Annotated in this window: 11 protein-coding genes; 6 read left to right on the top strand and 5 right to left on the bottom strand. The window is 43.2% G+C overall.

Annotation, left to right across the window (positions count from 1 at the left end; all coding sequences use genetic code 11):
* Positions 1 to 1339, top strand: a 1339-nt coding sequence (locus RMY63_RS36745; RefSeq protein ID WP_322733418.1) for a HEAT repeat domain-containing protein, incomplete at its 5' end; no start/stop codon positions are given.
* A 10-nt stretch (positions 1340 to 1349) separates the two neighbouring features.
* On the opposite strand, the gene RMY63_RS36750 is transcribed toward RMY63_RS36745, so the two are convergent.
* Together RMY63_RS36750 and RMY63_RS36755 are read right to left on the bottom strand one after the other, a co-directional pair.
* The gene (locus tag RMY63_RS36750; RefSeq protein ID WP_322733419.1) at positions 1350 to 2039 is read right to left on the bottom strand and encodes a Uma2 family endonuclease; all 690 of its coding nucleotides are present in this window, start codon (positions 2037 to 2039) and stop codon (positions 1350 to 1352) included.
* A gap of 120 nt (positions 2040 to 2159) precedes the next feature.
* Positions 2160 to 2291 carry a hypothetical protein gene (locus RMY63_RS36755; protein ID WP_322733420.1) on the bottom strand — a complete coding sequence of 44 codons (132 nt, stop codon included), beginning with the start codon at positions 2289 to 2291 and terminating at the stop codon, positions 2160 to 2162.
* Positions 2292 to 2463: 172 nt separating this feature from the next.
* Here RMY63_RS36755 and RMY63_RS36760 point away from each other — a divergent pair, with 172 nt between their 5' ends.
* The gene (locus tag RMY63_RS36760; RefSeq protein WP_322733421.1) at positions 2464 to 8829 is read left to right on the top strand and encodes a HAMP domain-containing protein; all 6366 of its coding nucleotides are present in this window, start codon (positions 2464 to 2466) and stop codon (positions 8827 to 8829) included.
* Here RMY63_RS36760 and RMY63_RS36765 read toward each other — a convergent pair.
* The 3 genes from RMY63_RS36765 to RMY63_RS36775 form a co-directional block, all read right to left on the bottom strand.
* Entirely contained in the window at positions 8818 to 9057 is a 240-nt protein-coding gene (locus RMY63_RS36765) for a hypothetical protein (protein WP_292782136.1), read from the bottom strand. The two genes, RMY63_RS36760 and RMY63_RS36765, sit on opposite strands and share 12 nt — an antisense overlap.
* Positions 9050 to 9262 (bottom strand): hypothetical protein, encoded by a 213-nt coding sequence (locus RMY63_RS36770; protein WP_322733422.1) that lies wholly within the window; start codon positions 9260 to 9262, stop codon positions 9050 to 9052. Before RMY63_RS36770 ends, RMY63_RS36765 begins: the two co-directional genes overlap by 8 nt.
* A 227-nt stretch (positions 9263 to 9489) precedes the next feature.
* Positions 9490 to 12672: a protein kinase domain-containing protein gene (locus RMY63_RS36775; RefSeq protein WP_322733423.1), complete on the bottom strand. Its 3183-nt coding sequence runs from the start codon at positions 12670 to 12672 to the stop codon at positions 9490 to 9492.
* 182 nt (positions 12673 to 12854) lie between these two features.
* Between RMY63_RS36775 and RMY63_RS36780 the strand changes: the two genes are divergently transcribed.
* The 4 genes from RMY63_RS36780 to RMY63_RS36795 all read left to right on the top strand — a co-directional run bounded on the left by RMY63_RS36780 (position 12855) and on the right by RMY63_RS36795 (position 18017).
* A complete protein-coding gene (locus tag RMY63_RS36780; protein ID WP_322733424.1) occupies positions 12855 to 13595 on the top strand; it encodes a cytochrome c biogenesis protein CcdA in 741 nt (246 codons plus the stop codon).
* A gap of 30 nt (positions 13596 to 13625) precedes the next feature.
* Positions 13626 to 15026, top strand: a complete 1401-nt coding sequence (locus RMY63_RS36785) for a cytochrome c biogenesis protein (RefSeq protein WP_322733425.1) — start codon at positions 13626 to 13628, stop codon at positions 15024 to 15026.
* Between the two features lie 182 nt (positions 15027 to 15208).
* The gene (gene pstS / locus RMY63_RS36790; RefSeq protein ID WP_322733426.1) at positions 15209 to 16306 is read left to right on the top strand and encodes a phosphate ABC transporter substrate-binding protein PstS; all 1098 of its coding nucleotides are present in this window, start codon (positions 15209 to 15211) and stop codon (positions 16304 to 16306) included.
* Between the two features lie 1114 nt (positions 16307 to 17420).
* Positions 17421 to 18017 (top strand): hypothetical protein, encoded by a 597-nt coding sequence (locus RMY63_RS36795; protein WP_322733427.1) that lies wholly within the window; start codon positions 17421 to 17423, stop codon positions 18015 to 18017.
* Positions 18018 to 18300 lie beyond the last annotated feature (283 nt).

Raw genomic sequence — 18300 nt, forward strand, 5'->3', positions numbered from 1 at the left:
AGAAGCTGTATCTGCCTTAATTAAAGCTTTGCACCATGAAGATTTTGATGTTCGTAGGAGTGCTACAGAGGCGTTAGGAAAAATTGGCACTCAAGAAGCTGTATCTGCCTTAATTAAAGCTTTGCACCATGAAGATTTTGATGTTCGTTGGAGAGCCGCAGAGGCGTTAGGAAAAATCGGCAACCAAGAAGCTGTATCTGCCTTAATTAAAGCTTTGCACCATGAAAATTATGCCGTTCGTAGGAGTGCTACAGAGGCGTTAGGAAAAATCGGCACTCAAGAAGCTGTATCTGCCTTAATTAAAGCTTTGCACCATGAAGATTTTGATGTTCGTTGGAGAGCCGCAGAGGCGTTAGGAAAAATCGGCAACCAAGAAGCTGTATCTGCCTTAATTAAAGCTTTGCACCATGAAGATTTTGATGTTCGTTGGAGAGCCGCAGAGGCGTTAGGAAAAATCGGCAACCAAAAAGCTGTATCTGCCTTAATTAAAGCTTTGCACCATGAAAATTACGCCGTTCGTAGGAGTGCTACAGAGGCGTTAGGAAAAATTGGCACTCAAGAAGCTGTATCTGCCTTAATTAAAGCTTTGCACCATGAAGATTTTGATGTTCGTTGGAGAGCCGCAGAGGCGTTAGGAAAAATCGGCAACCAAGAAGCTGTATCTGCCTTAATTAAAGCTTTGCACCATGAAGATTTTGATGTTCGTTGGAGTGCCGCACAAGCGTTAGGAGAAATTGGTGGCTCTGAAGTTTTGCATTATATCTGGGAGTTACAATTAAAAACTCCGTCACAAGATAAAAGCGATGCAATTTCTAAAATTCAAGAGCGGTGCAAATTTTATAACCATGAAATTTATTATTCTGTATTGAATGAGGAAACAAACAACGCCGATCCTTTAACTAGTATTCTAAGCAAACTTGATAAAACACTCATAACTATGTCAGAAACTCCTAAAAATGATTTCACAGGTGCTACCTTTGGCAACATCACAGGCAGTGTTACAGGAAATATCCAAGGTGATAACATTGGCACTCAAAACAATTACGCGTCTACAAAAGATATTGCTAATTTAGAAACTGTGCTTGAGCAGTTGCTTGAGAAAATGGAGCAGGATAAACCGACTGTAATCGATGCTCAACCTATTGTTGCTCAAGCTGTTAAGAGTCATCCAGTACTTCAAAATAGGCAAGCAATTGAGCAAGTAATCAAAAATAATCCAACGCTCAAAGTACGTTTGCAAAGAGCAGTGACAGCAGCAGGTATTGAGACTATAAAAATTTTATTTGCTCCTGCTGGTATTCCAATTGAAGCGATTAGGGCTTGGAATGAACCTAGCTAGACGTGCCCTGCTATTCCTGTTTCTGCAACTGCTGCACAAACGCATTATGTTCCGGTGAATTCAACCCCGCTTGCACCACCTCCAACACCCGCACCATCTGATTGTTTAACAGCGCCTCCACTGCTAACCACAAACCCGGAAACACCCCAGAGCGAATAATTCCATCTGTACCCGGAGATAGCAATCGATAGTCACCATCAATTAGGCAAAACCATTCAATTTTATTCTCGTAAGATTGCCAAATTATGTACTCCAACACCCCATTACGGCGATAAACCTGCTTTTTAATGCCTGTATCAATGGCTGCACTACTCGCTGCAATTTCAACAATCAATTCGGGAGATCCTTCAATGTAACCGTCGCTGCTTAAACGGGTTTGTCCCCCTGCGTCTGGTTCAATAAACAGCACTACATCTGGCTGGGGTTCATTGTCTAAATCTAGTCTGACTGTTGGTTCAACGCTCAAGTCAACGCCAAGAGTCAGTGATTGGTAGACACCTAACCAAGTTATCACCCGACTGTGGGGTTTGCCATGTTGCTCGTGTCTTACAGGAGATGCGACGTAAACGATTCCTTCAATCAGTTCTGCTTTCTTGATATGGGGTGCAGCCGCATAACGCCGTTCAAATTCAGGGCGAGTTAAGCGATCGCCACTTTCAAGCGGAGGCAGATGTCTCTGGTGTGGATACTCTCTAACCATTTGCCAATCCTTAGAGTTGCCGGATACTTCTGACTTTAACAAACCTTCAATTATCAGTTAGGAGTTCTTGATTTACTGCTTTCCTCAAATTCCAAAAATCATAAAACGTAATATTAATTGTCATCGTGTGTTCTCCTGTGCCATGCTGTACTCGCCCAAGTTAGGCATCGCCGACAATTGATGCTGCACAACAGAGGCCAAGTAGCTATCATTAGCTAAGTGGGATGCCAGATACATTGATGGCAATACCATTTAGTTAGCAACCTTTGTCAACTGCTTACACTCGCACCCATAAAAATTAGTTCGATCCACTTTTTATTCCCTGCTCTCTATTGTGATACGTATTAGCTAAAAGTACTCTAAATAGGTACGGGGTGCAAAAAATACAAAAAATTTTTCAAGAATCAAGATTAAGGATAAGGTTATGGCAACCGAACAGTTAACTAGAGACAGCGACAATCTCGATTTAAATCAGCTGTTAAGAACGCTGAATGCTGTTAAACAGGGTGACTTCTCGGCTCGGATGCCCATAGACCATACTGGTGTAGCAGGGAAAATCGCTGATACGCTCAACGGTATTATCGATCAAAATGAGCGGATGGCAACCGAACTACAACGAATTGGTAACGTTGTCGGTAAAGAAGGCAAAATTGCCGATCGCGCCTCTCTCGGAGATGTTCGTGGTTCATGGTCAGATTGTGTTGCTTCTGTCAATACTCTAATTACAGATTTAGTTCAACCAACAGCTGAAACTACGCGGGTAATTCGGTCAGTCGCCAATGGTGACTTATCGCAAACGATCGCTACAGAAATTGATGGCAGACCTCTGCAAGGTGAGTTTCTCCAAACTGCTAATATCGTCAACACGATGGTGGATCGGCTTGGTTCTTTTGCCTCGGAAGTAACAAGGGTTGCCCGTGAAGTAGGAACTGAAGGAAAGTTGGGCGTTCAAGCCGAAGTGCAAGGTGTGGCTGGCACTTGGAAAAATTTGACTGATAACGTTAACTTGATGGCGGGTAATCTCACCGGACAAGTTCGCAATATTGCTGAAGTTGCGACTGCGATCGCAAATGGTGATTTATCGAAAAAAATCACTGTGAATGTGAAAGGCGAAATTCTGGAACTCAAAAACACCGTCAACACGATGGTGGATCAGCTTAATTCTTTTGCATCGGAAGTAACGCGAGTTGCCCGTGAAGTGGGAACTGAAGGGAAGTTGGGCGTTCAAGCCGAAGTTAAAGGAGTGGCAGGTACTTGGAAGGATCTCACAGACAATGTTAATTTGATGGCAGGAAATTTAACAGCCCAAGTCCGTAACATTGCAGAAGTGACAACGGCGGTAGCGAATGGCGACCTTTCCAAGAAAATCACTGTGGATGTCAAAGGCGAAATTTTAGAGTTGAAAAACACCGTCAACATCATGGTGGATCAACTGAATTCCTTTGCATCGGAAGTTACAAGAGTTGCCCGTGAGGTGGGTGCAGAAGGAAAATTAGGCGGTCAAGCAGAAGTTCGCGGGGTAGCAGGTACGTGGAAAGACCTGACCGATAGTGTGAATTTCATGGCGGGAAGCTTGACGGCACAGGTGCGGAATATTGCGGAAGTGACAACGGCGGTGGCAAATGGTGACTTATCTAAGAAAATCACTGTCGATGTCAAAGGCGAAATTCTGGAACTCAAAAACACCATTAACACAATGGTGGATCAACTGAATTCCTTTGCATCAGAAGTAACAAGAGTTGCGCGTGAGGTGGGAACTGAAGGGAAGTTAGGCGTACAAGCAGAAGTCCGGGGGGTTGCGGGGACTTGGAAAGATTTAACTGATAACGTTAACTTAATGGCGGGTAATCTCACCGGACAGGTGCGGAATATTGCTGAAGTTGCCACTGCGATCGCCAATGGCGATCTATCTAAAAAAATTACCGTCGATGTCAGAGGTGAAATTTTTGAACTCAAGAATACCATCAATATCATGGTGGATCAACTTAGTTCCTTTGCATCAGAAGTAACAAGAGTTGCTCGTGAAGTGGGCAGTGAAGGTAAACTGGGTGTACAAGCCGATGTCAAGGGTGTAGCTGGAACTTGGAAAGATTTAACTGACAGCGTAAACTTCATGGCTGGAAGCTTAACGGCGCAGGTGCGGAATATTGCGGAAGTAACTACGGCGGTTGCAAGAGGCGATTTATCCAAGAAAATCACCGTTGATGTCAAAGGTGAAATTCTGGAGTTGAAAAATACTATTAATACAATGGTGGATCAACTCAGTTCCTTTGCCAGTGAAGTAACACGAGTCGCCCGTGAGGTGGGAACTGAAGGTAAATTGGGCGTACAAGCGGAAGTGAAAGAGGTTGCTGGAACTTGGAAAGATTTAACTGACAGCGTAAACTTCATGGCGGGAAGCTTGACGGCACAAGTGCGGAATATTGCGGAAGTGACAACTGCGATCGCAAATGGTGATTTATCTAAGAAAATTACTGTTGCTGTCAAAGGCGAAATTCTGGAACTCAAGAATACCATCAATATCATGGTGGATCAACTTAATTCCTTTGCTAGTGAAGTGACACGGGTTGCCCGTGAGGTGGGAAGCGAGGGTAAACTAGGCGTACAAGCAGATGTGCGCGGCGTGGCTGGCACTTGGAAAGATTTAACTGACAGCGTAAACTTCATGGCGGGAAGTTTAACGGCACAGGTGCGAAACATTGCCGCCGTCACCACAGCTGTAGCTAATGGCGACTTATCTAAGAAAATCTCCGTTGATGTCAAAGGTGAAATTTTGGAACTCAAAAACACCATCAATACGATGGTAGATCAACTCAATTCCTTTGCAAGTGAAGTGACGCGGGTGGCGCGGGAGGTGGGAACTGAGGGTAAGCTGGGCGTACAAGCAGAAGTTAAGGGAGTGGCAGGTACTTGGAAAGACTTGACCGAAAGTGTAAACTTCATGGCGGGAAGTTTAACAGCACAGGTGCGGAACATTGCCGAAGTTACCACAGCGGTAGCAAACGGCGACTTATCTAAAAAAATCACCGTCGATGTCAAAGGTGAAATCCAGGAACTTAAAAACACCATTAATACAATGGTGGATCAGCTAAATTCTTTTGCATCGGAAGTTACCAGGGTTGCCCGTGAGGTGGGAACGGAAGGTAAATTAGGCGTACAAGCTTACGTCAGAGGCGTAGCTGGAACTTGGAAAGATTTAACAGACAATGTTAACTCGATGGCGGGGAACCTCACCGGACAAGTTCGCAACATCGCGGAAGTTACCAAGGCGGTAGCGAATGGCGACCTTTCTAAGAAAATTACCGTCGATGCCAAAGGCGAAATTTTGGACTTGAAGAACACCACCAACACAATGGTAGATCAACTTAGTTCCTTTGCAAGTGAAGTAACGCGGGTGGCGCGGGAAGTGGGAACTGAAGGGAAGTTGGGCGGACAAGCGCAAGTCCAAGGTGTTGCAGGTACTTGGAAAGATTTAACAGATAATGTTAACTCAATGGCGGGGAACTTAACGGCACAAGTACGCGGTATCGCCAGAGTTGTAACCGCAGTTGCTAATGGTGACTTAAAACGAAAACTGATGTTAGATGCCAAGGGAGAAATTGAAACCTTGGCAGAGACAATCAACGAGATGATTGATACTCTAGCGACATTTGCCAATCAAGTAACTACAGTGGCGCGGGAAGTGGGAATTGAAGGTAAATTGGGCGGACAAGCTAGAGTACCAGGGGCGGCTGGAACTTGGAAAGATTTGACGGATAATGTAAATGAACTTGCTGCGACACTGACAACTCAATTAAGAGCGATTGCCGAAGTTGCTACAGCCGTAACTAAAGGTGATTTAACTCGTTCAATTGCCGTCGAAACACTAGGAGAAGTAGCGATACTCAAAGACAACATCAATCAGATGATTGCCAACCTGCGGGAGACAACGCAGAAAAACACCGAACAAGATTGGTTGAAAACCAACTTAGCCAAGTTTACCAGAATGCTGCAAGGGCAGCGAGACTTAGAAACCGTATCTAAACTCATTCTCTCAGAGCTAGCACCCTTGGTAGGAGCGCAACACGGCGTATTTTTCTTGATGGAGTCTGGGGAAAATGTACCGTATTTGAAATTAATTAGTAGCTACGCTTACCGCGAACGCAGACATCTGGCTAACCGCTTCCACTTGGGTGAAGGTTTGGTGGGACAATGCGCTTTAGAAAAAGAGCGAATTCTGCTGACAGAAGTGCCCAGCGATTATGTCAGAATTTCCTCTGGGTTAGGAGAAGCGACGCCACTTAATGCCGTGGTGTTACCTGTACTCTTTGAAGGACATGTGACAGCAGTAATAGAATTAGCATCCTTTTGCCGCTTTAGCGAAATTCATCTGACATTCTTCGACCAACTTACCGAAAGTATAGCGATCGTCCTCAACACGATCGCAGCATCGATGCGAACTGAAGAATTACTCAAGCAATCGCAATCTTTGGCTGAAGAACTCCAAACTCAGCAAAGCGAACTCCGGGAAACCAACCAGCGCTTAGAACAACAAGCCCAATCACTCAAAGCCTCAGAAGACTTACTTAAAGGACAGCAAGAGGAACTGCAACAAACCAACGCTGAGTTAGAAGAAAAGGCAGAGTTGTTGGCGATGCAGAAGCAAGAAGTTGAGCGCAAAAATCAAGAAATTGAACAAGCCAGACTGTCTTTAGAAGATAAAGCCGAACAACTGGCCCTTTCCTCAAAATACAAATCAGAATTTCTCGCCAATATGTCCCATGAACTGCGGACACCGCTAAACAGCTTGTTGATTTTGGCGAAATTGTTGACAGATAACATCGATCGCAATCTCACCGCCAAGCAAGTCGAATACAGCCAAACAATTTATTCAGCTGGTACTGACTTGTTAACGTTAATCAATGACATCCTGGATCTCGCTAAAATTGAATCTGGAACTATGTCCATTGACATGATCCCAATGCCATTAGGAGAGTTGGGTGATGTGATTGAGCGCACCTTCCGGCAAATTGCTCAGAACAAAGGACTTGCCTTTACAATTGAACTCACTCCCGAATTGCCAAACATCATCTATTCAGATGTCAAACGCTTACAACAGGTATTGAAAAATCTCCTCTCCAACGCTTTTAAATTTACAGAGCAAGGGGAGGTACGCTTACGGATTGCGGTGGCCAAGCTAGGGTGGAGTCTCAACCATGAAACTTTAAATCGTGCCCAGCTTGTGATTGCTTTCTCAGTCAGCGATACAGGCATTGGCATTGTGCCCGAAAAACAGAAAGTGATTTTTGAAGCATTCCAGCAAGCCGATGGCTCTACCAGTCGGAGATACGGCGGCACCGGATTGGGCTTATCAATTAGCCGCGAAATCGCCCGTCTTTTTGGCGGCGAAATTAAACTCATCAGTCAACCCGGTGAAGGTAGCACCTTTACATTCTACTTACCACAATTGAGTCCTGAATCACGAGCGCTGAGTCCTGAGTTGACATCAAAACTACTCCCCACTCCCTATTCCCTACTCCCCACTCCCCACTCCTCACTCAGCACTCAGCACGGGCTAAACCTTAGCTATCCGCTAACAGAACTGATTCATGACGATCGCACTACTATTGAAAGAGGCGATCGCGTTTTACTAATTGTCGAAGATGACGTTAATTTTGCCCGTATCCTGCTAGATATGGCCCAACAACAAGGATTCAAGGTGATCGCTGCCCAAACCGGTAGTACAGGTTTGATGCTAGCGCAGCAATTTTTACCTTCAGCCATTTTGCTAGATATCCGACTGCCAGAAATGGATGGTTGGACGGTATTGGATCGTCTCAAACATGACCCAAATACTCGTCACATTCCCGTACATATCATGACTGTTGAAGACGGGAAACAGCGCGGTTTACAACTAGGTGCGATCGCATATCTGCAAAAGCCCTTAACCAGCGAAACAATATCCGAAGCGTTGACCAAAATTAAAGGTTTTGTTGAGCGCCAGGTGAAAAATTTATTGGTAGTCGAAGACGATGATACTCAACGGCTGAGTATTGTTGAGTTGATTGGTAACAGCGATGTTTCGACCACTGCTGTGGCTGATGGTGCAGCAGCTCTAGAAGCTATTCGTACCCAGCACTTTGATTGCCTGGTTCTCGATTTAGGGCTACCCGACATGACCGGGTTTGAACTAATTGAGCAGATCAAGCTTCTACCTCACGGTAAAACTTTACCAATTATTGTCTATACAGGTAGAGAAATTAGCCAAGCTCAAGAAACAGAACTCAGACGGATTGCCGAGACAATCATCATTAAAGATGTGCGATCGCCCGAACGTCTTCTCGATGAAACAGCATTATTTTTACACCGAGTCCAAGCAAATTTACCTGCACCGAAACGCCAAATACTCGAACAACTGCATTCACAAGACTACTTACTCACTGGCAAAAAAGCGCTAATTGTAGACGACGATATGCGGAATATCTTCGCCCTTACCAGTATGCTGGAGCGTTATCAAATAGAAGTTATATATGCTGAAAATGGCCGAGAGGGAATTACTCTGTTAGAAAATACACCAGATATTGATGTGGTTTTGATGGACGTAATGATGCCAGAAATGGATGGTTACGAAACAACACGTACAATCCGCCAAAACGATCGATTTAAATCTTTGCCGATTATTGCACTGACTGCTAAAGCCATGTTAGGCGATCGCGAGAAGTGTATTGAAGCCGGCGCATCAGACTACATTACTAAACCCGTAGATACTGAACAATTGCTGTCGCTGTTGCGTGTTTGGCTATATCGTTGATACTACTGTAAAACCTTTACTGCATTTTTGAATTAATAGCCAATGGTCAGAGTCTTTGTCTAGTGCTGGCTTGAGACGAAAATTAAAAACATCCTCCCACACTTCTACGCCGTGAGTAGAGGCAAAATCAATCTCAAGCTCCTTAAAACGTGGGTAGTCCCGTTCACTAATCGCTGTCAGCATAGGAAGTAAGGCGGTTAACGGTATTTGGGTTGCTGTCTCAGTCATCTGGGTAGTCCTCAAAAATACAAATTATTGGTAGGGGTTCGTCTTCTGTATCGATTATTTCAACTAATCGTTTACCTATGTTTCTGGCTATTCTTTTACAGCGTTCCTCGGATGCTGCTGCTGACCATTGCCTAGTTTCTTGGAAGGGGTCAAATTTGCCCTGAGAGCGTTTTATACCGTCGCTTGGCTGTTTTTCTTGGGCCAAATTACCTCCTTATTTTGTTGTACACGATCGCTGACCTCCTCTAGCAGGATCAAGCCTAACGAACCTTATTGACTTTTAATTGGTTGAGTGAAGCAATTGACTCTGGCAAAATTGTAACCTGCTATATAGCGGTTCCCGACCTGGTGAGGTACATTTTCAAAGCTACTAACCTTGGTAAACAAGATTTGGGTGTACCTCAGTTGCTTAGGAAACGCTATATTCCACCATCATGCCAAATCAGGAACCAATGACGCGATCGCCTTTACCAATTCTTCTGGATCTACGGGTTTGGAAATATGCTGTTGAAATCCGACAGCGATCGCTTGTTGACGATCCATCTCACCAGCATAAGCAGTTAAAGCGATCGCGGGAATTGTCCCTCCTTGCTCTGGTTTCAGACTCCTTATCTGTCGCATCAGCATATAGCCATCCATTTCTGGCATCCCGATATCACTGATAATTAGATTTGGCTGGGATTGACTCAATGCAGTTAAAGCTTCAATAGCTGAAGTGACAACGGTAACAGTTGCACCATACTGCTCCAGCATGAAGGGCAAAAATTCTCGCATATCTGCATCATCATCCACCACCAAAATTTCTAAACCAGACAAGGGCGAAGACTGAACCGCCACCAGTAAGGAGTTATCTTTTGCATCCTTGATTCCTTTGCTTTCATCCTGTAAGTATGGCAGTCTGACGGTAAAAGTTGCTCCTTGTCCTTCACCCAGACTTTCTGCTTGCACAGTTCCCCCGTGAAGTTCCACAAGATGGCGGACGATCGCTAATCCTAAACCTAAACCGCCAAATTTTCGAGTTGTTGCACCATCTGCTTGACGGAAATAATCAAAGACATAAGGTAAAAACTCAGGTGCAATTCCTTTTCCTGTATCAGTTACACGGATTTGTATTTGTGAGCCAACTTGCCCTAATTTAATTTTTACCTGTCCACCGCTGGGAGTAAACTTAATGGCATTAGAAAGGATATTCCAAATGACTTGTTGCAATCGATTGGCATCGCCTAAAACTTCCCCAACACCAGATTCGAGAATTGTCTGAATCTGGATAGACTTAGCCTGTGCCGATAAACGCACTGTTTCGATCGCAGCTTCAATCACTGATACCAAATTAATCCGGTCGAAGTTGAGGTGAAGTTTACCCTGAAGGATGCGGGAAACATCGAGCAAATCTTCAATTAATTGAGTTTGTAACTTGGCATTACGCTCAATGGTTTCTAGGGCGCGATCGCTTGTTACTTGGTCAAGCTTGCGGGTTCGCATCAGTTTTGTCCAACCCAGAATCGGGTTGAGTGGTGTTCTCAATTCATGAGACAGCACAGCTAAAAATTCATCTTTGATCCGATTTGCTGATTCAGCAGCCTTTCGTGCCGTTTGTTGGGCTTCATAAAGATGGGCACGAGCGATCGCTTGGGCACATTGTTGAGCAACAGCCAAGATAAATGCTTGATCTTCTCCACTAAGTTGTTGAGGCTGGGTAAATCCCAAACTTATACCGCCAACTGCCCAACCCTCTACCATCAATGGAATAGAAATCCAGGCTTCAAAATCATATTGGGCGTACATTTTGGTCAAATGTGGATAACGATTTACCCGATTTTCTGTTGTTTCAGCCCAAATAGGTTTCCCAGTTCGCACAGCTTCTGCCAGAGGGGAGGGTGAATCAATGGCAAAATGACGCCAACTGTCTATCAAGTCTTGGTTATAGCCAACCGCACGGACAATTTCCAGTTCCGTTTTTGCTTCATTTAACAAAGCAACAAGGGCACAGCTAGCTCCCAAGCCAGCCATACTCTGCTCTACAATCACTTCAGATACTTGGGCTGGTGTCAGAGATTCTGAAAGGGCAGCTGTGATGGATTGGAGACGGGCAATGCGCTCTAACGCTCGTTCTGCTATTCTTTGTGCTTGCTGCGCTTCTTGGTAAAGGCGGGCATTATCAATGGCGATCGCTGCTCGATGGGCAACATCTTCTGCTAGTGACAAGTCAGCCGTGCTGTAATGCCGTTCTGATTCAGCAGTCACAAAGGAAATTGCACCAAAAATTATTTCGCGTGCCATTAAGGGCAATATTATACAGGACTTTAAACCAAGTTCACGCACAATTTTTAGATGTTCTCTATCTGCGATGCCTTCTACTAAAGCTGCATCTGGAATTTCAGTTAGCATTTCAGCAAGTCCTGTACGCAGGACTTTCGGCACACCTTCAGGTTCATCCAACTTTCTAGGATAATACTGATGAAGTTCCCAACCGAGTTTAACTTTCTCTGGATCTCGGTGAGCAACTGCTACCCGATTAATTGATTGGTTGTCTTGCAGCAAATCAACGCTACACCAATCGGCGAAGTCAGGCACAACCAAGTTTGCCACGCTAGCAAGTGTGCTTTCGTAATCAAGGGAAGAGGCGAGTGTTGCACTGACTTGAGCCAAAAACCTGGCTCTTTGTCGCTCGGCTTCTGCTTCTTGTCGGGCGGTTTGCTCTTGAATCAGTTGGATACGTGCTGAACGATGAATTTGTAAGGATTCTGAGATATCTTGCTCTCCCAAAACAAAGGATTGAATTTGTCCAGTTGTCTCTAATTGCTGCAAACACTGTTCTAGATCGAATTGCAAACCTAAAGCGCTCTGATACCTCTGTTCTGCAACCTTCGACAGCAATTTCATGATGATGTCACAAAGCATTTGCGGGATATCAGGTTTCAGCTTTATTGGAGATAGCGGAGATTTGGCAAGATGACAATGCACCCACTCTAAAGGGTCTTTGCCTTGAAATGGTAGCTGACCTGTGAGCATCTCATAAAAGGTAATTCCCAGAGAATACAAATCGCTGCGATAGTCAATTCCTTGATTCATTCGCCCAGTTTGTTCAGGTGACAAATAAGCTAGACTGCCTTCAATGCCACTAGAACTGCTAACTATTTGCTCCTGGTATGGAATAAAAGCAGCAATTCCAAAATCAGCTATTTTAACCTGATTAGTTTCGAGGTTAACTAAGATATTTTGCGGCTTAATATCCTTGTGGACAATATTATGAGTGTGAATTTGGGCAAGTTTACTAGTAATTTCAATCGCAATCTTCAGAAACGGTACAGGCTGTTGAAATTGGTCTAGCAATTGATCGAGCGATCGCGCCTGAAAATCCTCCATAATTAAATAAGGGATTCCCTGATGCATCTCTAAGGCGTAGACAATGAGGGCGGCGGCGCTATTTAACCTTTGAGCGATCGCATACTCATGTTTGAGTTGTTCAATATTATTGGGTGTACACTGTTCTGGAGGTAGCCCTTTGATAATTACCGGACACTGATCTTTAACTCTGATTCCACGGTATATGACTGCTTTTACCCCTGCTTTTAACAAAGTGACAATTTCAAATCCGGGTAATGCAATCATCATGCCAAATACTCCAGGCGTACTTCTTCAGGGATAATCCGAGCTTAATTGTATTTTAGATACATTTCCTGGGACAGATGAAATTTACATAATATTAAGTTCAGATAATTTGGTTATGCTGACTCAAAAACCAAAACTAAGCTAAAATTCAAGCAGAGTAAGCATTTCCCGCTCAGAAACTCCCCATGTTTGATAACCTGCAAACCCAAGTTTACCAACTAGAACAATTTGCCAACAGCCTCGTTTCTAACCAACTAACACACCTTAGTGTGGTGAGTATTGGTATCATCTTTGCTGCTGGCTTGCTCACCAGTCTTACACCCTGTATGCTTTCCATGCTGCCAATTACCATTGGTTACATTGGCGGTTATGAAGCTAAAAGCCGCTTGCAAGCAGCTGCCCAATCAACTTGGTTTGCTTTAGGATTAGCAACTACATTAGCAGGGATGGGTATTTTAGCAGGGTTTGTCGGAAAAGTCTACGGTCAAGTGGGAATTGGTTTGCCGATTATTGTCAGCATTATCGCCATTCTCATGGGGCTGAACTTATTAGAAGCACTACCTCTGCAATTTCCATCCTTGGGTGAAACCAATTGGATTTCGCCGGATTTGCCAGCTGGATTGCGTTCTTATTTGCTGGGACTGACTTTCGGCTTAGTGGCATCTCCTTGTAGCACACCAGTTTTAGCTAGTTTGCTGGGTTGGATTGCCAATACACAAGACTTAATTTTAGGTGCTGTTTTGCTACTTTCTTATACAGCAGGTTATGTAGCACCGTTGATTTTGGCAGGTACTTTTACAGCTTCAATTAAAAAATTACTAGAATTGCGTCGCTGGTCTGGTTGGATTAACCCAGTTAGTGGGGCGCTATTGGTAGGATTCGGTGTATTTTCCTTAATTTCTCGGATTCCCCTTGGCAGTTTTTAATATCAATACATTTGTTAGCTTTTACACATAATGACTTTAGAAGATTCAGCGTCCAAAGAATTAAAATGGTGGGCAGTACCTGGGCAGTTCTTACGGCAAGAGCTTTTGCCCGTACTGACTAACTTACGACTAGCGATCGCACTACTGCTATTGATTGCAATCTTTAGCTCCACTGGTACTGTAATTGAGCAAGGTCAATCACCTGCATTTTACCAAGCCAACTATCCAGAACATCCAGCTTTATTTGGTTTCTTAACTTGGAAGGTAATTCAAGTAGTTGGATTAGACCACGTATATCGTACCTGGTGGTTTCTGGCATTACTCATCTTGTTTGGTACTAGCTTAACTGCTTGTTCATTTACCCGTCAGTTACCAGCCTTAAAAGCTGCCCAACGCTGGAAATATTACGAAGAACCACGACAATTTCAAAAGTTAGCTTTGAGTACAGAACTAGATACTGGTTCTCTGAATTCTCTTAGCGAAATATTACAAAAACACCGCTATAAAATTTTTCCAGATCAAGAAAAAGAAAATCTCCTTTACGCCCGCAAAGGAATAGTCGGACGCATCGGGCCAATTATCGTTCATATTGGCATCGTTGCGATTTTGCTAGGGGGAATTTGGGGGGCGATGACTGGATTTTTGGCTCAGGAAATGGTTGCCAGTGGCGATACATTTCGAGTGACAAATATTGTCGATGCTGGCCCTTTAGCAGCTGCCCAAGTCCCGAAAGATTGGTCTGTGCGCGTCAATCGTTTTTGGATTGACTACACACCATCTGGCGGCATCAATCAATTTTATTCAGATATGTCTGTCTTGGATAATCAGGGAAAGGAAGTTGACCACAAGAAGATTTTTGTCAACGAGCCTCTGCGCTATCATGGCGTAACTTTCTATCAAACTGATTGGGGAATTGCAGGTGTTCGTGTCCAATTTAATAACAGTCCGGTTTTTCAGCTGCCGATGGCGCAATTGAACACCAACGGTAACGGGCGCATTTGGGGAACCTGGGTTCCGACTAAACCGGATTTGAGTGAGGGTGTCTCTTTGTTAGCTAAAGACTTGCAAGGGATGGTATTAATTTATGATGCCACTGGCAAACTTGTTGATACAGTCCGTGCGGGGATGTTCACCGAAGTTAATGGCGTGAAGCTGAAAATTTTGGATGTCATTGGTAGCACTGGCTTACAAATTAAAGCCGATCCAGGCATACCAATTGTTTATTCAGGGTTTGGTTTACTAATGCTGGGTGTGGTAATGAGTTACTTTTCCCACTCGCAAATATGGGCATTGCAAAAAGGCGATCGCTTGTATATAGGTGGCAAAACTAATCGTGCCCAAGTTGCTTTTGAACAAGAAGTTTTAGAGATTTTAGATCGGCTGAGTTCACAGCCAAAAGGTGAGGAGAAAGAGACGGCAATTGAAGTTTAAACGCAAAGGGGAGGCAGCGCGTTGCGGAGGTTCCCCTCGTTGTAGCGACTGCCGTCGCGCAAAGGAAATCGCAGAGGTACGCAGAGGATTACTTTGCGTACCTTTGCTTTTCCAAGTTATTTACAATCAATTACGCCTACACAGCTACAAATTAGGAAATTACTAGAGGTATTTATTAAACATTGAAACAAAAAATTTCTCTGTCTGCTCAACTTCAATCTAATGGACGGGTTTGCCTTCTACCTTTAATCGGTATCTTGTTAAGTATTGCTTCTTGCAGTGCCGAGCAGAAAAATATAAAGCGTGTTTCCCTTGTTGGTACTGGGGCAAGTTTTCCCGCACCTTTGTACGAGCGTTGGCTTTCAGATTACAACCAGCAAAATCCCAATATAGAAATTAATTATCAGGCGATAGGAAGCAGTGCTGGAGTGCAACAGCTCATTGACGGTACTGTGGATTTTGCAGCTAGTGATGTAGGAATTACAAGTGAAGAAGCAGCCAAGATAAAACGGGGAGTAATTGCTTTGCCAATAACTGCTGGTTCTATTGTGCTAGCTTATAATCTCAAACCAGTTGCACAGCAGTCGTCTCAAGTCAATGTACCAACTGCTCTAAGGCTACCACGCCAAGTTTACGTAGATATTTTTCTCGGAAAAATTAAGAATTGGAATCATCCTAGAATAGCCGCAGCTAACCCAGGTGTAAGTTTGCCCGATTTACCAATTCAGATTGTACACCGAACAGATGGTAGTGGAACTACAAGCGTGTTAACGCAACACCTAAACACCATAAGTCCAGAATGGAAAAGCAAAGTTGGGGCTGGTAAATCTGTAGCATGGCAAGTCGGAATTGGTGGAAAGGGTAACGAAGGTGTTACCGCCCTGATTCAACAAATACCAGGAGCTATTGGCTATGTAGAATACATTTACGCCAAACAAAATAAACTTTCTGTGGCTGCTTTAGAAAATAAATCTGGTAATTATATTACACCAACACCAAAATCTGTAGCACAAACTTTAGAGGCAGTGAAATTACCAAATGATAACTTGATTGCTTTTATCACCGATCCTACAGATGCCCAGTCTTATCCCATCGTCACTTACAGCTGGCTTTTAACTTATCACCAATATCCCAACCGAGTCAAAGCTCAAGCACTGAAAAATTTTCTGAATTGGGCTGTGATTGACGGGCAAAAATCCAGTTTGGAACTTGGATATATTCCTTTATCAAAAAAAGTTGTGCTTCAAGTGCAATCTGCTGTTAAGCAGATTGCAGAATAAATATAGCAGTTCTCCTTTGGATGCAACATAGACTAAATGGTTGAACTCAAAGGAAAAAAGGGAGTCTGATTTAATACAGCTCCCTAATTAGCAGAAGCTAAGAGAAGAATCACCTACTCTTACCTGCTAATAGACATCTCCGAAAAAGAATATCAAAGCCTTGTGCTGTTAGGGTCAATATCTCATTGCCGGAGATGTCTAATGGTTTGCAGCAACTCAAATACTGAGGAGTCAAACGATTGCTTTTGTGTCATGTGTCATATTTTATGACGCTGCGTGTACCTCGTGAATCTTTTTATTTTTCTCTGCTACCCCAATTTCTTGAGCGAATACGCTGAAATTATGTTACATTTTTCCTGCCAATGGATAGCTGGAAACTGGAATAATTTTTGTGATTCTATCTTTAATTCGTTCATCGAGCCTCTAACTGCTTGATAAATTTTATACTCTTAATTCTAGCTTTCTTTAAATTTTTGTTATATTTAATACAATTATTAAATATTGGTTGCAGATATCCTTTTAAAATAATCGTCAAATGATTTATTAGCAATCTTGATGAGATATCTCATCAAGTTAAATTCTCATATAAATCAGTATCTTCTTTGCAATTAAAATTACTTTATACTTAAATATAGTTTTTAGTTTTAGTGTAAGCGTAGCCCGCACTTCTCTACGAGACGCTGCGCGTAGCTTGCTTCCACGAAGTGGTACGACAAAGCTCAGTGACCACCGTTGGCATCGCTTGTTTTTGATCTGACCTCACAAAATCGCGTTGCTCCCGATTGCGTTTAGTTATAAACTTTGTAAAGAATAAGAAATTTTTTAGCAAGCTAATAATCATTACAGTTTTATTATGAAATAGTAAACAGCTAATAACTTTATTTCTAGTTGACTGAAGTTTAGTGCTGTTATTTGCTGGAGGGTGCAATGTCCGGTGATTTGGATTTTGCTCCTTAGAGTGCTTTGGCTAGGAATTGTGCGCTTGCTCAATTAACTTCAGATAGCGGTTTTTCCAATATTTCTAAGCTTCTAACTTAATGGAAGTAACTGCCAGACCCTGACCAAATAGTACTTTTTTGATTGATATTCCCATTACTATCTGGAGGCTATTGCTATGTTCAATGAACAAGCTTACTTGCTAGCATACCCTGATGTAGCGGCGGCTGTTAATGCTGGCTCTTTTACCTCAGGACTACAACACTATGAACAGGTTGGACAATTTGAGGAGAATCGCTTTGGCTTTTTTTTAGGAACCAACGGGAATGACACCATAATTGGCTTTGGTGAAGGAAACAAACTCATTGCTGGAATTGGTTTCGACGTTTTATCAAATGGAGCAACAGTTGCTGGAGTCGGTCAGATTGATACCCTAATTGGCACCCAAGGGAGAGATGTATTCCTCCTTGGCCATTCCAGTTTGTCTTCATTAAGCTCCACACCTCAACAATTTTACGTTGGTGGTGGTAATACAGATTATGCTTTAATCCAGGACTTTGAGCGAGCCAGTGACATGATTGTGCTAGAAGGAGCACCACAGAACTACACTTCTCAAGTAGTAAACGGAAGTTTCAACATCTCTACATCATCGGGAGACTTAGTTGGTATTGTGGAGGGGGTTACTTTTTTGATGCCGGTTTCGGGTGATTTGATTGACCTTACAAGATTCAACGTTCCATTGAATGCTGTTGGACCGTTTACTGTTTTTTTATAATGCAATCTACGACTTACTTTGCAACTAGATTGTCAAACTGTAAGAGTTTTTGAGTATTACAATGCTCTTCGCTCCTTCCAATACCCAAGCAAATCATGTCGGCATTAAAAACATTTCGCTCCTCATTACTTTTTATGCTAAATACGTCTGGAAATAAACCTGAAACTCTTGCTCAGCAATAACAACAGCCGTTAATTTAAGAGTTTGAGGCAAGATTTTTGAAATTGAAGCTATAACTCCCTGTAAGGCTTGATTTTCAACGCAAGTGATCGACTTTAATTAA

Origin of the sequence: Nostoc sp. ChiQUE01b (genome assembly GCF_034531255.1) — a bacterium.
In the GTDB taxonomy this organism is placed as follows: Bacteria; Cyanobacteriota; Cyanobacteriia; order Cyanobacteriales; family Nostocaceae; genus Nostoc.